A 12,368-nucleotide genomic window follows, 5' to 3' on the forward strand; every position below is an offset into this window, starting at 1 on the left:
ACTTCCAGCGAACGCTCAATACATCGAAAAAGCCACTAACTGGCATCAGGGTTGATGCCACTCTGCGCGGGCAATCGGTGCATTTCAACTTCATCAGCAGCAAACGATCGTGGTGGGCTGCCGGTAGAAAAAATCGAGCGTCCAGTACATGAAGACTTTCTGGAAAGGGGACAATTCAGGAAGGCCGAAAAGTTCGGGACGCTTACCAACAAGCCAGCTGGCAAGGCGAGTGAAGATTTCACCTATCCTCTCATGCCACCTGAAAACGAAGACCTCATCTGGGAAACCTGGGTGCCGCTCGACAAGGACGCAACGTATCTTGAGCTGCAAATCTGGTATCCGAACAATCTGATCAATCCTGGTGAAGACGATAGAGGCTATCTGTTTCAGATGGAGCTTGGCACAAGGGGCGATACCGCTATTGATGGTTTGGCTGCTGTGGAGCTTGAAGTAAAGGCATCAAGCAGAATTGGCACCCTGACTCTGGAAGTCGCAGAGAGTACTCCTTTATGATTCAACAGACGCCCTCCCCATGTCTGCTAAAAGGCCGAGATGTTCTAAACTGGAAAATAAAAACGCTGGCTAAATCACCTAAAGAAATCATGATAGCGCAGTCCATATTTGCCGCAATTCATCTGATCGGGAGTTCACTTTTTATTTGGGGGGGCTGGAAAGTATTTTTAAAAAACCCGCCTTTACTGGTGGGCTTGATACTTGCCCTTGGTGGGGTTCTGGCTTACTTCATAGGCCTGCTCATCCGCCAAAAAACCATCTACAACTACACCATAAAAAACAACTGTGCCCACCTGGAGTACTACCTCCACTACCCTGACTTCGCCTCGTCCTTCTTCAAGGGCATTGCAATAGCCGTCATCCTGATATTCATTTTCATAGCCACGCTCACCGGCTCACTGCTCTTCCTGATCGGTCCGGCAGCCATCGCCTGTGTCGCAGCCGTCAAGCTACTAAACTGGGAAAACCCCATTCACCATGAACAAAGCCTGCCCTGGGTCGAGTACAACTTTGTCACGATTGACCGCAAACGCCTCATGATCATCACGCTCGGCTTCGAGGCCCGTTTTCAGAACGAGGTATTGTTCAACAAGTACCTGAACTTCCTACACACCGTACTGCCCCCAACTGCGGAATTCACCGAAAAAGCCTGGAGGTGGTAGCCGCCTTTGCAACCCTCTTAACCGGGAGTGGGCCAAGTTCGCCAACGTGTCTGGTGATGTCTGTAATCAACGTCCGGGCGCGGCCAAACGCGCATATTGGCCCTGACTGATCCATCCTGTGAACGAACGATCATCCGCATTGATGAACTCGACCTGGGCCGCGCCATCCTTGAATGCCATAACCCCGACTACGTCATCCTTGACGATATAAGCGCCTCGGGAGGCCTTGGCATTCGGCGTTTTCTGCAGCCAGGCCTTGTCCACGGTGACGGTCACCAGACCGACCCACTGTTTGCTGGCGGTCCGGGTCAGATCCATGCCGGTGGCGATGTCCGGTACCAACACGTTCATGCAGCCAGGGTGCTGCCGGCCTTGCTCTATCGTCAGAACCACGCCATCAGCCGAGGCCTTCAGTGTTCCTGGGTAGACGTCATCAAGCCAGGACGACACCGCTGCGCCCTTCCCGGCCTCGACCTTGCCTTGCAGATAGAACGCACAGCTGAATGCCTCGCCGCGCGTCTCCGAGTAATAACCCTCGACTTGATGCTCAGGCGTCACGGCCAGCATCAACTGCTCGTATTTGCCGGAATGCAGTGCCGTGTCCTGAGCGAACGCCGAAGTGCCAACACACAGCAATAGAGTTGCGGCCAGAGACCAGCGAGTAAGGGGACGTTTGTCAGTCATGCTTCCATCCATAGAACGTTCGAATAGCCGGGAAGAGTGGCCAGTCCATGACTGGCGCGCCGAGACGTTAGCGTATTTCGGCGCGCAACTGTATCACTGAAATCCGTGGCGATTCATGGCTGCGACGCGAAGGCCAGTACACGTTTGAGCATCTCGTCACAGGCGTCAAGTTGCGCGACGCTGATGAACTCGTCCGGCTTGTGTCCCTGCTCCATGCTGCCCGGCCCGCAGACCACTGCCGGGATGCCTGACTGGTCGAACAACCCGCCTTCGGTTCCGAAGGCAACCGTGCCGAACGCCCGGGAGCCGCAAAAACCGGCAATCAATTCCGCCGCATGGCTGTGCTGGGGAATATCCAGTCCCGGATAGCTCGACAATTCAGTGAAGCGAATCTCGCTCCGGGCACTGACGGCCTGCATGGCAGGCAATAGTTTTTGCTCGGCGTATACGTGCATGGCAGTGACGATCTGCTGCGGGTCCAGGGTGGGGAGCGCACGCACTTCGAAATCGAAACGGCACTGTTCGGGCACAATGTTCAACGCCGTGCCGCCGCTGATCACGCCGGTCTGAATGGTCGAAAATGGCGGATCGAAGCGCTGGTCAAGGGCGTCAGCTGCCCGTAACGCCTCGCTCAGACGACCCAGCTCGCTGATCAGATGCGCCGCATATTCAATGGCGTTGACGCCACTGGGCGCGTGGGCCGAGTGGCAGGCAGCACCCTGTACATCGCAGCGCACCGCGACCTTGCCCTTGTGGCCGAGCACCGGCTGCAACTCCGTCGGCTCGCCAATCACACACAGCATCGGCTTCACCGGCCGCGCCCGCAGCGATGCCAGTAACGAGCGTACGCCCAGGCAACCCACTTCCTCGTCGTAGGACAGCGCGATATGCACCGGCATGTGCAGCGATGCCTGGGTCAGCGCCGGAACCAGCGCCAGCACGCAGGCAATGTAGCCTTTCATGTCCGCAGTGCCACGGCCGTAGAGTTTGCCATCCGCTTCGCTCAGTTCGAACGGCGGGAACGTCCATGGCTGGCCGTCGACCGGCACCACGTCAGTGTGGCCGGACAATACGATGCCTGGCACGTCAGCCGGGCCGATGGTGGCGAACAGATTGGCCTTGGTTTTCTGCGCGTTGTAGATCAACTCGCAGGAGACGCCGAAGCGCTCGAGGTAATCGCCAACGAAGTCGATCAAGGCCAGATTCGATTCGCGACTGGTGGTGTCGAAGGCCACCAGCCGCGCCAACAGCTCGCGGCTGGAACTCATCGCTCGTCTCCGGGCACGCCGTAGCCTGGTGCGCCAGCCGGGTTCAGCGCGCGGTCGAGGTAATCCTGCATTTGCGGCTGATAGGCCTGCCAAAGACTTTTCAGCTCGCCTAGCGGGTCGTGCTCGGCCCAGTCGACGCGCAGATCGACGATGGGCCAGGACTGCTCGCCCACGACTTTCAGCGCCGCCGAATGGACCGGCCCTGCTTCGCCGCCTGCTGCCAGACCGGACTGCATCGCCTGTAACAAACGCTCTGCCAGGTGCCCGGTTGCCTGCTCGAAGGACTGAATCATCGCGTCGATGACGGCCTGGCTCGCCAGCATGTTGCCAGCCACCACGCACTGATCGCCGCTGCCCGCGTTGTTGATGCCCAGTGTTTCACTGCCACTGAAATGCGCGACTCGCCCCTGATGATCAATCGCCGTGATCTGCCGATACTCGCTGAGCGGGCTGGCGCTCATGACCTGGTCCAGCGCTTGAGAGGCAGACATGCCCTGCTCCATCAGGTCCAGCGTTTGCGGTCCCAGGGCCGGCAGTGTGATGTTCTGCGACGACACCGCGCCGACACCCGCACGCAGCCAGGGGCAACGCGCGCCTACGGCAATACTCGACGAGCTGATGGCAATGCCCAGCTGGCCGGTTTTGGCACAGCGGGCGGCAATGGAAAAAGTCATGGGCAACAGTCCTTATTCAGGGATCACGGCGATCACGTCTATTTCCATCAGCCATTGCGGCTGACCCAGCGCCGACACCACCAGCCCGGTGGAGATCGGGAACACGCCTTTCAGCCACTTGCCCACTTCGTGATAGACCGGCTCGCGGTAGCGCGGGTCGGTGATGTAAGTGGTGGTCTTGACGATGTGCGACAGGTCACTGCCCGCCTCTTCGAGCAATTGTTTGACGTTTTTCATCGCCTGCTGCGCCTGTGCAGCCGGATCACCGAGGCCGACCAGATTACCGTCGAAATCGGTGCCGACCTGGCCCCTGACGTACACGGTATTGCCCGCGCGCACCGCCTGACACAGGTCGTTGTTCAGGCTTTGATTGGGGTAGGTGTCCTTGGTGTTGAACATGCGGATACGAGTATGAGTCGGCGTAGTCATGGGTAACTCCTGTGGGCATTGAGCGCGATGATCAACCGTTGACGTTGCGCAACGGCACGACGGGGGTGGCACGTTTGCCGGCGTCATAGGAACGGTATTTGTGCTGCGTGGCGATCTGATCGGCGACGTGTTTGGCGTCGTGCCATACGCCCCAGATAAACGCGGAGCCGCGGCGTGACAGCCATGGCAGGCCGACGAAGTACAGGCCTTGCTCGCAGGACACGCCACGCTGGTGACGAGGTTTGCCTTTGCTGTCGAAGGCGTCGACCTGCAGCCAGCTGTAATCCAGGGCATAGCCGGTGGCCCAGATGATCGACGTGACGCCTGACTCGATCAGGTCCAGCTCGCTGAGCGGATGGGTGATGCACGGCGCATCCGCCACGCGTTCACGGGCCGACGGCTCCAGCGGCAGGTCCAGGCCGTTGCGTGCGGCATAGGCATCAGCGGCATCGAGCAGCGACAGGTAGTTCGCGTCGCCACTGTCGAGGTTGCTCACCAGATCGTTCTGGAAGTGCACCTTGTTGCCGACAAAGCTTTCGGTCAGGCCCACGAGGTTCATTCCGGCCTGAGCCAGCCGGCGGAAGTCGACCGTGTAGCCGCCCCTTGCACCACTGACCGCGATGGTCACGTGCTCCTTGCCGGGCTGCATGGTTTCGCTGTCCCACAACCCCAGCACACCCATCCACCAGCAGAAGTCCCGGCCGCGATAGGCGCGCGGCGGACGGTCGTGAGGGCCGACCGACAAGTACACTTTGCGACCCGAGAGCAGCAGCTCCTCGGCGATTTGCACACCCGAGGAACCAGCGCCGACCACCAGTACGCCGCCCTCGGGCAGTTGTTGCGGATTGAAATAGTGCGCCGAGTGGATCTGATGAAGCGCCTCGTTAACCGGCGCAATCGGCGGGATGACCGGTTTCTGGAACGGCCCTGTCGCCGAGACCAGATGATTGACCACATAGGTGCCGGCACTGGTTTCGACGGTAAAGCCTGCACGCCCGGTATTGCGGGTAACGCGCTTGACCTCGACGCCGGTCTTGATCGGCGCATTGAATTTGCGGGCATAGCGCTCGAAGTACTCGGCCACTTGCTCCTTGCCCGCGAACCCGTCCTGATCCATGGCGAATTCAAGGCCGGGAAACCGGTCATGCCAGGCCGGACCATTGGCTACCAGCGAGTCCCAGCGGCCACTGCGCCACGCCTCGGCAACGCGGTGTTTTTCAAGCACCAGGTGCTCGATGCCAAGACGGCTCAGGTGTTCGCTGGTGGCCACTCCGGCCTGCCCCGCACCTACGACGAGCGTATCGATCTCTATGATTTTTTCTGTCATCTCGGCATCCCTCGACAGGTGGCTTACGACCTGTTGGACGTAATGAAAAGTGTTGAAACGTCGATGCGCGGGCGCAAAAAGCCCTACGCCATCCGCAGACGCGCATCCAGTCAGTAGCAGGGGCGATCAGTCGACCAAAGAGGGGTCAGCCTGAATCATCAGCAGTTTCATTTCCTCGAAGTGCTGATGAGAGAAATCCGTAATCTTCTGCCAGTCACGAGCGGTCTTCTCGGCGACATCGTCCGCCAGCACCTTGAGCGGCTGGCCGGTGGACCAGGCCGTCACCAGAATCTGGCAGGCGCGCTCCAGAGTCCAGATGTCATCGAAGGCTTCGCCAACGGTCGGCGCGGTGACGATCACACCGTGGTTGCCCATCAACAAGCGGCTCTTGTCCTCCAGCAAACCGGCCAGTCGAGCGCCCTCGGCAGTCGTGTCGGCCATGCCGCCGTAAAGCTCGTCCACCGCGATGCGGTTGAAGTAGCGCGCAGTGTTCTGATCGATGGGCGGAATATGCGGCTTGGCCAGGCACGCCACGGCTGTGGTGTAGACCGGGTGCAAGTGCAGCACCACGCGCGCATCGGGCAGACGCTGGTGGACCTGGCCGTGAATGGACCATGCTGTCGCATCGACATCAGGGCGATGCGCCGCGTCGGCATCATCGGCGTCGAGCAGCAACAGATCGCTGGCACGTATGCGTGAAAAATGTTTCCACTTCGGGTTGAGCAAAAACTGTTTGCCATCCGCCGAAATGGCCGCGCTGAAGTGGTTGGCGACCGCTTCATGCATACCCAGATGGGCGATGATGCGGAACGTCGCGGCCAAGTCTATGCGCGTCTGCTCTTCGAAATTAAGGGCCATGCTAATTGCTCTCCGGTCGAGCGTGCCTGCCGAACCTGCCAGGCACGTCCTTTGGTTGTCAGGGCTTGGGCATCAGGGCGGCGATGTCATCGGCTGTCGGTGCCTGGAACTTGTATTTCTCCAGCAACGCGGCGTATTCCGGGGTCTTGCTGTACTTCTCAAGGCCGTCTTCCAGGGCCTTGCGGACCACATCGTTACCCTTCTTCACGCCAAAGCCGTTGAGCACCGGGTAAATCAGGGTTTCGGAAGAAATCACCACCCGGCTACCCAGTTTTTCGACCACGCCGCGTGCGACGGCTGCGTCAGTGATCTGCGCTTCGACGGCATGGGCCAGCATGGCCTGGGTGGTCTGTGGGTCGGTGCCGTACTCGCTGATGGCGATCGGTTGCAGGCCGTTCTTCACGCAGTAGTCGGTCGAGAGTTTCTGCAGTTGTTGCAGCCAGGAAGTGGCCGCCATGGAGCCAATCTTGTGGCCACAGAAGTCCTCTGGCGTCTTGGGCTGATAGTCGCTGCCCTTGACCGACAGAATCGCCTCGCCGCTTTTCAGGTAAGGAATCATGTCGATGACTTTCAGGCGGTCGGCGGTGATGTACATCGACGAGTTGGTGATGTCGAAACGTCCGCCCTGCAGCCCGCCGATCAGATTGGGAAAGCGCGTGTCGATGTTCTCGGCCTTGAGCCCCATGACCTTTGCCAGGCCGTCGAGAAACTCGATGTCGAAACCGGCGGGACGGTTCTTGTCCATGTATTCATAGGGGAAGAACGTCATGTCCGAGCCGGCGATGATCTTGCCGGGCTGCTGGAAAGCCGAAGCGGCAGACGAGGACATGGCAACCACAGCGCCCAGCAAAGCCAGGGCTACGGGACGAACAATCAGAGCTGACAGCTTCATAGGTATTCCTCGTGGGGTCATGGAGATCAGGCAACGGCGGCGTCTTTTCCGGCTTGCTGCACGAAAAATGAAGCACCCTTGGGTTTCTGCGGCAGGCGTATATGGTTCTCGGTGCTACGTACCAGACCGCTCTCCTGGCCTGCGACCATCAACCCGGCATGCTCGCTGGGCAAAGGGTTCTCACCGAACGGCAATGCGTCTTCAGCGGCATAGACGCTGATGAACAGCGTGCGCGGGAACTCGGTTTCATTGGGGCTTGAAGCATGCAGCAGACGTGTGTGCATGAAGCACACCGAGCCCGACGGGCCATAGCAGGCGACCGGTTGCTGACAATGCTGTTCAACCACCGCGTCTTCCACGGCACCGGTGAAACGGTCGTTCTGCCAATGCGACCAGAGCGCCTGCTTATGGCTGCCCGGCGCCACGTTCAGCGGGCCGTTTTCCGGGGTCACATCGCTGATCATCAGCAACGCCGTGACCAGGTCATCATTGCTGTGCGGTGTGAAGAGGAAGTCCTGATGCCACTTCACCTGAGTCGCGGTGTGCGGCAGCTTGGAGTTGATCTTGCTGTGATGAAAACGGGTGCCGTTACCGCCTATCAGCTGCGCGGCGATGGCTGCCATCCGGGACTGGAACGCTGCGTGCTGGTAAGCCGGCGAGATCTCCGTGGGCGAAGCCACGCGGCGCAGCGACGGGTGATCCGGCCGATGATCGCTTTCGATGTCGAAGCGCGGACGCCCGTCCTGAGTCTGCCCCCAGGCCTGACTCTGACTGCGGCTGTCGTCGACCCACTGGTCGAAGTCCTGCTGAAGCGCTGCCACTTCATCGGCTGCCAGCACGCCCTCCACTACCAGAAAACCCTGCTCGTGAAACTGGTCAATCTGCCATTGCTCGATCATGTTCTTCTCCTCTTCAACAAGGCCTCAGGCCAGTGAGACATCTTTAAGAAAGGCTTCAACGCGGGGGTGCTGGCCGTCGCGTAGCGCCTGGGGTTTGTCATCGCAGATCACACGTCCCTTCTCCATAAAGACGATGCGGTCAGAGACCTTGAAGGCGAAGTTCATTTCATGGGTCACGATGACCATCGTGATGCCTTCCTGGGCCAGGGTTTCAATGACCTGCAACACCTCGTTGACCTTCTCCGGGTCCAGCGCCGAGGTGGGCTCGTCGAACAGCATGATTTGCGGGCGCATCATCAGGGCGCGAGCGATGGCGACACGTTGCTGCTGGCCACCCGATAACTGATGCGGGTATTTCCAGGCGTGCTCCAGCATCCCGACCTTGTTCAGCAATTCGTAGGCCTGCTGCTTGAGCTCGGGTACCGGCGCCAGGCGGTGATAACGCGGGGCCAGCAGCAGGTTGTTCAACACCGTCAGGTGCGGAAACAGGTTGAAGCTCTGAAACACCATGCCGATGTTCAGGCGGTAGGCGGCGTTCTCCACGTAACGCGGCTTTTGCGCGCCCTGGCGAACCAGGTGAATGAATGGCTGGCCGTTGATCTTGATGTCGCCGTTGTCGATCTGCTCAAGGCCATTGAGAAGCCGGATCAGCGTGGTTTTGCCCGAGCCTGATGGGCCGATCACCGACACCACCTCGCCGGAGTTGATCTGCAGACTGACCGCACCGAGCACTTCGATGTCGTTGTACGCCTTGTGCAGTCGTGTCGCTTGCAGTGCCGGTCCGTCGAAGTCGATGACAGGACGAGCGACAACTGGCGATTTGCGCTTGGCCAGCTCGAGCATTTCGGCGTCCGGTGTGCGGGTGGCCTTGTGCTGCGTGACGTCCAGATAGCGTTCCAGGCGTTTGAGCAGGAAGTCGAATACGGTCACGATCAGCACGTAATAGAACGCCACGGCCGCCATGGTTTCCATCACAAGAAAGTTCTGCGAATACAGGCGCTGACCAACCATCAGGATCTCGGTCAGCGAGATCACGGAAACCAGTGAACTGAGTTTGACGATGGAAATGTATTCGTTGGTCAGCGACGGCAGCGCCACACGCAGTGCCTGTGGGATCACGATCCGCCATTGCGTACCGACGAAACGCAGGCCCAGTGCCCGGGCAGCTTCGGTCTGGCCCTTGGCGATGGACAGCAGGCCGCCGCGATGAATTTCCGCGACGTAGGCCGTTTCGCACATCACCATGGCAATCAGGCCTGCCCAGAACGGGTTGGCCAGTACCGCAGAAGTGGCGGGCACTGCCTGCGGCAAGTTGTAGACAAAGATCAGCAGTACCAGTAACGGCAAACTGCGAAATAACCAGATATAGGCTTTGGCCGGCAAGTTGATCAGCGGCAATGATGATTGTTTGGCCAGCGCCAGAGCAAAACCCAGAACAATACTGATAACCCAGGTCAGTACACTGAGTTGAATGACCGTCCAGGTGGCCATCCAGAATTCCGTATCGCTGAACAGGCCAAACATGTATTTCCAATCAAACGTCATTGTCGGCTCGCTCGGCAAATTGAATAGTGATGGGCGACGTCCTGTTGAAGTTGAAACGGGACGCTGTCCGTTTGCCCTTCTGAAACCATCATGATTGATGCCAGGTCCGGCAGACAAATAGTAAGTTTTGGCCCGCAGCATAGGAAAATCCTAAGCAGATACGCCGGTATTCATCTTCAGGGCTGCGTCGCATTGAAACGGGTTAGTTGTGCTTTAGTGTCACAGCGCATTGATTGCACACTTTTAGGGCGATTGAATAAAGCGGCAGCGATAAGCGCTCGTAATAGGTGCGCAGCCCGGGTTTTCGGGCTTTTCTGGCAAGCCTCTATTATTTGCGGGTGTTACTGAGTGACCATGGCCAGCAGCGCGCCCGGTGAATCCGCCAAGGCGCGGGCGGCTGGCACGCTCCTCGCTAAGCATAGGTAAAAGCTATTCAAATGCAGCCGTCCAGCATTTGCTCATCACGAGGTATCACGTGGCTCACTTCACACTGAAACAGCTCAAGTATTTCGTGACAGCCGTCGAAATGGACAGCATTGCCGAAGCCTCACGGCAGTTGCATATTTCACAGCCTTCCATCTCCGTCGCCATCAAGAACCTTGAAGAAGCCTTCAATCAGCCGCTGTTTGTGCGTCACCACGCTCAAGGTGTTTCGCTAACTTCCGGTGGCGGGAAAGTGTATGAGAAAGCCAAAGAGTTGCTGCGACTTTCCGAAGAGCTTGAACAAAACTCCCGGGCCGAAAACAAACACGTCTCCGGCACTATCGCGATTGGCTGTTTTGAATCGGCCGCGCCGCTTTACATGCCCAGGCTGGTGGCCGGTTTCAAGCGTTTATACCCGGACGTCACCATTCAGCTGTATGACGGCGAGCAACATGAACTGATGCACGGGCTGCACCGTGGGCGCTTCGATCTGGCGTTTCTGTACGACCTGGAACTGGGAACCACGATCAACAAAGAGGAATTGAATGCACCGCACAAGCCCTATGCGCTGCTGCCAGCAGCCCACCCTCTGGCGAAGCAAAAAACCGTGACCTTGCTGGAGCTGAGCCGCGAGCCGATGATCCTGCTCGACGCCGTGCCCAGCAGGACCTACTTCATCGATATCTTCACGGAAAAGGGCTACGCGCCGGTGGTCGCGTACAGTTCACCATCGATCGAAATGGTGCGCTGTATGGTCGGCCAGGGCCTGGGGTTTTCGGTGCTGGTCACGCGCCCAAGAACCAACATGACCTACGACGGCGAGCTGCTGGTGCAGCTCGATATCGAAGACGACATGCCCGCCTCCACCCTGGTCATGGCCTACCTGCGCAACAACCAGCCAACCCGTGCGACACGCCTGTTCATGGATTACTGCCGGACCATCGAGCTGGCACCGCCTGCAGCCTGAAGGCGCTTGCGAAGCGTGCAACGAATGCTGGCTGAACCTGCAACTGACTCACCACCTGGGCAAGACAGAAATGGAAAAGGCCGTTCAGATTCGCGAGCAGGTGAGGTGCCTGGCTCGCTGTGCATGACAATGTTCAGCGCTGCAGCGCACTGACTGCAAAACAAGGAAAGCTTATTCGGCTTTTTCAGTCCCTGTCGCCCCGGCGGCCTTTTCTTCCAACTCGGCCATCTTGGCCTCCAGCGCTTCAAGGCGGGCGCGGGTGCGGGCGAGGACGGCCATCTGGCTGTCGAATTCTTCACGGCTGACCAGGTCCAGTTTGCTGAAGCCGCTTTGCAGCAGGGCCTTGAACTGGGTTTCGAATTCGCTGCGGGGGACTGGCGTTTCGCCGTTGAAAAGACGGGAAGCGTGGCCACTGAGGGCGTCAAGAAAGGCTTTGGGCGCGAGCATGATGATTTTCCTGAATCAGAGGTCAGCAGTGTAACACGCAGTGTCTATAGTCAATTTGACGGGGCGACTCGCACGCTTATGGAGCGCTGTGGCGTGCACATGAGCACCATTAGTGTGCATTACCTTCGTCGCGAAACCCGTTTGGCCCTGTAAAACCTGCCCAAGGGCCTGTATTCAATGAATATTCACGAGATGGCAAGCTTTCTGCTTAGTGGCTTATGACCCATGCACTGATGCAGTCGCTGTGACGAATGCAGTGCGGCAGGCGGAGCGGGGAAGTGTTTCGTCAGAAGCGGTTTTCTGGAGTTGGTCTGGCCTGATCAGGCGGCCGACACGTTACAAAGCCAGGCACTGCGCTTAGACTTGAGTCGGGTTTGTTTTCCTGGGGCAAGTCCACCAAATTCGGGAGAAAGTTTTCATGAAGCTAGTCACTGCCATCATCAAGCCGTTCAAACTGGATGACGTTCGCGAGTCGTTGTCTGAAATCGGCGTGCAGGGCATCACCGTCACTGAAGTCAAAGGCTTCGGGCGTCAGAAGGGTCACACTGAGCTTTATCGCGGTGCTGAATACGTCGTCGACTTCCTTCCAAAAGTGAAGATCGATGTCGCCATCGATGACAAGGATCTGGATCGTGTCATCGAAGCCATAACAAAGGCCGCCAACACCGGCAAGATCGGTGACGGCAAGATTTTCGTGGTCAATCTGGAACAGGCCATTCGCATCCGTACCGGCGAGACCGATACAGACGCTATTTAAGCCGCCAAACCCAACGCCCCAGG

Annotated in this window: 13 protein-coding genes and 1 pseudogene; 4 read left to right on the top strand and 10 right to left on the bottom strand. The window is 58.5% G+C overall.

Annotated elements, in window-relative coordinates; genetic code table 11:
• Together AO068_RS25190 and AO068_RS25195 are read left to right on the top strand one after the other, a co-directional pair.
• Positions 1–513 (top strand): annotated as a pseudogene (locus tag AO068_RS25190) (hypothetical protein); the annotation flags it as partial.
• Positions 510–1,175, top strand: a complete 666-nt coding sequence (locus AO068_RS25195; protein ID WP_058409773.1) for a hypothetical protein — start codon at positions 510–512, stop codon at positions 1,173–1,175. The pseudogene AO068_RS25190 and the gene AO068_RS25195, both read left to right, overlap by 4 nt.
• Before the next feature lie 66 nt (positions 1,176–1,241).
• Here the strand turns inward: AO068_RS25195 and AO068_RS25200 are convergent, their stop codons facing one another.
• The 9 genes from AO068_RS25200 to AO068_RS25240 all read right to left on the bottom strand — a co-directional run bounded on the left by AO068_RS25200 (position 1,242) and on the right by AO068_RS25240 (position 9,751).
• On the bottom strand, positions 1,242–1,859 hold the full coding sequence (locus tag AO068_RS25200; protein WP_058409774.1) for a hypothetical protein: 618 nt from the start codon (positions 1,857–1,859) through the stop codon (positions 1,242–1,244).
• 113 nt (positions 1,860–1,972) lie between these two features.
• Positions 1,973–3,127 (bottom strand): acetylornithine deacetylase, encoded by a 1,155-nt coding sequence (argE, locus tag AO068_RS25205; RefSeq protein ID WP_058409775.1) that lies wholly within the window; start codon positions 3,125–3,127, stop codon positions 1,973–1,975.
• Positions 3,124–3,801 (bottom strand): DUF1028 domain-containing protein, encoded by a 678-nt coding sequence (locus tag AO068_RS25210; protein ID WP_058402153.1) that lies wholly within the window; start codon positions 3,799–3,801, stop codon positions 3,124–3,126. The genes argE and AO068_RS25210 overlap by 4 nt, the downstream gene beginning before the upstream one ends.
• A gap of 12 nt (positions 3,802–3,813) precedes the next feature.
• Positions 3,814–4,230 (bottom strand): RidA family protein, encoded by a 417-nt coding sequence (locus tag AO068_RS25215; RefSeq protein WP_003408344.1) that lies wholly within the window; start codon positions 4,228–4,230, stop codon positions 3,814–3,816.
• 31 nt (positions 4,231–4,261) lie between these two features.
• Positions 4,262–5,557, bottom strand: coding sequence for a flavin-containing monooxygenase (locus AO068_RS25220; RefSeq protein WP_054082343.1), 1,296 nt, complete (start codon positions 5,555–5,557; stop codon positions 4,262–4,264).
• Positions 5,558–5,683: 126 nt separating this feature from the next.
• Complete coding sequence (locus AO068_RS25225) at positions 5,684–6,415, bottom strand: class II aldolase and adducin N-terminal domain-containing protein (RefSeq protein ID WP_003367530.1); 732 nt, start codon at positions 6,413–6,415, stop codon at positions 5,684–5,686.
• A gap of 58 nt (positions 6,416–6,473) precedes the next feature.
• Positions 6,474–7,307: a transporter substrate-binding domain-containing protein gene (locus AO068_RS25230; protein WP_058409776.1), complete on the bottom strand. Its 834-nt coding sequence runs from the start codon at positions 7,305–7,307 to the stop codon at positions 6,474–6,476.
• Positions 7,308–7,333: 26 nt separating this feature from the next.
• Positions 7,334–8,206: a phytanoyl-CoA dioxygenase family protein gene (locus tag AO068_RS25235; RefSeq protein WP_058409777.1), complete on the bottom strand. Its 873-nt coding sequence runs from the start codon at positions 8,204–8,206 to the stop codon at positions 7,334–7,336.
• Between the two features lie 24 nt (positions 8,207–8,230).
• Positions 8,231–9,751 carry an amino acid ABC transporter permease/ATP-binding protein gene (locus AO068_RS25240; RefSeq protein ID WP_058409778.1) on the bottom strand — a complete coding sequence of 507 codons (1,521 nt, stop codon included), beginning with the start codon at positions 9,749–9,751 and terminating at the stop codon, positions 8,231–8,233.
• 526 nt (positions 9,752–10,277) lie between these two features.
• Here AO068_RS25240 and AO068_RS25245 point away from each other — a divergent pair.
• A complete protein-coding gene (locus AO068_RS25245; RefSeq protein WP_058402159.1) occupies positions 10,278–11,141 on the top strand; it encodes a LysR family transcriptional regulator in 864 nt (287 codons plus the stop codon).
• Between the two features lie 171 nt (positions 11,142–11,312).
• On the opposite strand, the gene AO068_RS25250 is transcribed toward AO068_RS25245, so the two are convergent.
• The gene (locus AO068_RS25250; protein ID WP_058402149.1) at positions 11,313–11,588 is read right to left on the bottom strand and encodes an accessory factor UbiK family protein; all 276 of its coding nucleotides are present in this window, start codon (positions 11,586–11,588) and stop codon (positions 11,313–11,315) included.
• A 418-nt stretch (positions 11,589–12,006) separates the two neighbouring features.
• On the opposite strand from AO068_RS25250, the gene glnK reads away from it, so the two are divergent.
• Positions 12,007–12,345, top strand: a complete 339-nt coding sequence (gene glnK / locus AO068_RS25255) for a P-II family nitrogen regulator (protein ID WP_002555808.1) — start codon at positions 12,007–12,009, stop codon at positions 12,343–12,345.
• Positions 12,346–12,368: the final 23 nt, after the last annotated feature.

Origin of the sequence: Pseudomonas sp. ICMP 3272, from assembly GCF_001466905.1 — a bacterium.
In the GTDB taxonomy this organism is placed as follows: domain Bacteria; phylum Pseudomonadota; class Gammaproteobacteria; order Pseudomonadales; family Pseudomonadaceae; genus Aquipseudomonas; species Aquipseudomonas amygdali.

Coding starts and splice junctions, on each gene's coding strand:
- glnK (WP_002555808.1), top strand. CDS start 12,007: ATGAAGCTAGTCACTGCCATCATCAAGCCGTTCAAACTGGATGACGTT.
- AO068_RS25215 (WP_003408344.1), bottom strand. CDS start 4,230: ATGACTACGCCGACTCATACTCGTATCCGCATGTTCAACACCAAGGAC.
- AO068_RS25195 (WP_058409773.1), top strand. CDS start 510: ATGATTCAACAGACGCCCTCCCCATGTCTGCTAAAAGGCCGAGATGTT.
- AO068_RS25230 (WP_058409776.1), bottom strand. CDS start 7,307: ATGAAGCTGTCAGCTCTGATTGTTCGTCCCGTAGCCCTGGCTTTGCTG.
- argE (WP_058409775.1), bottom strand. CDS start 3,127: ATGAGTTCCAGCCGCGAGCTGTTGGCGCGGCTGGTGGCCTTCGACACC.
- AO068_RS25225 (WP_003367530.1), bottom strand. CDS start 6,415: ATGGCCCTTAATTTCGAAGAGCAGACGCGCATAGACTTGGCCGCGACG.
- AO068_RS25235 (WP_058409777.1), bottom strand. CDS start 8,206: ATGATCGAGCAATGGCAGATTGACCAGTTTCACGAGCAGGGTTTTCTG.
- AO068_RS25240 (WP_058409778.1), bottom strand. CDS start 9,751: ATGACGTTTGATTGGAAATACATGTTTGGCCTGTTCAGCGATACGGAA.
- AO068_RS25250 (WP_058402149.1), bottom strand. CDS start 11,588: ATGCTCGCGCCCAAAGCCTTTCTTGACGCCCTCAGTGGCCACGCTTCC.
- AO068_RS25200 (WP_058409774.1), bottom strand. CDS start 1,859: ATGACTGACAAACGTCCCCTTACTCGCTGGTCTCTGGCCGCAACTCTA.
- AO068_RS25220 (WP_054082343.1), bottom strand. CDS start 5,557: ATGACAGAAAAAATCATAGAGATCGATACGCTCGTCGTAGGTGCGGGG.
- AO068_RS25245 (WP_058402159.1), top strand. CDS start 10,278: ATGGACAGCATTGCCGAAGCCTCACGGCAGTTGCATATTTCACAGCCT.
- AO068_RS25210 (WP_058402153.1), bottom strand. CDS start 3,801: ATGACTTTTTCCATTGCCGCCCGCTGTGCCAAAACCGGCCAGCTGGGC.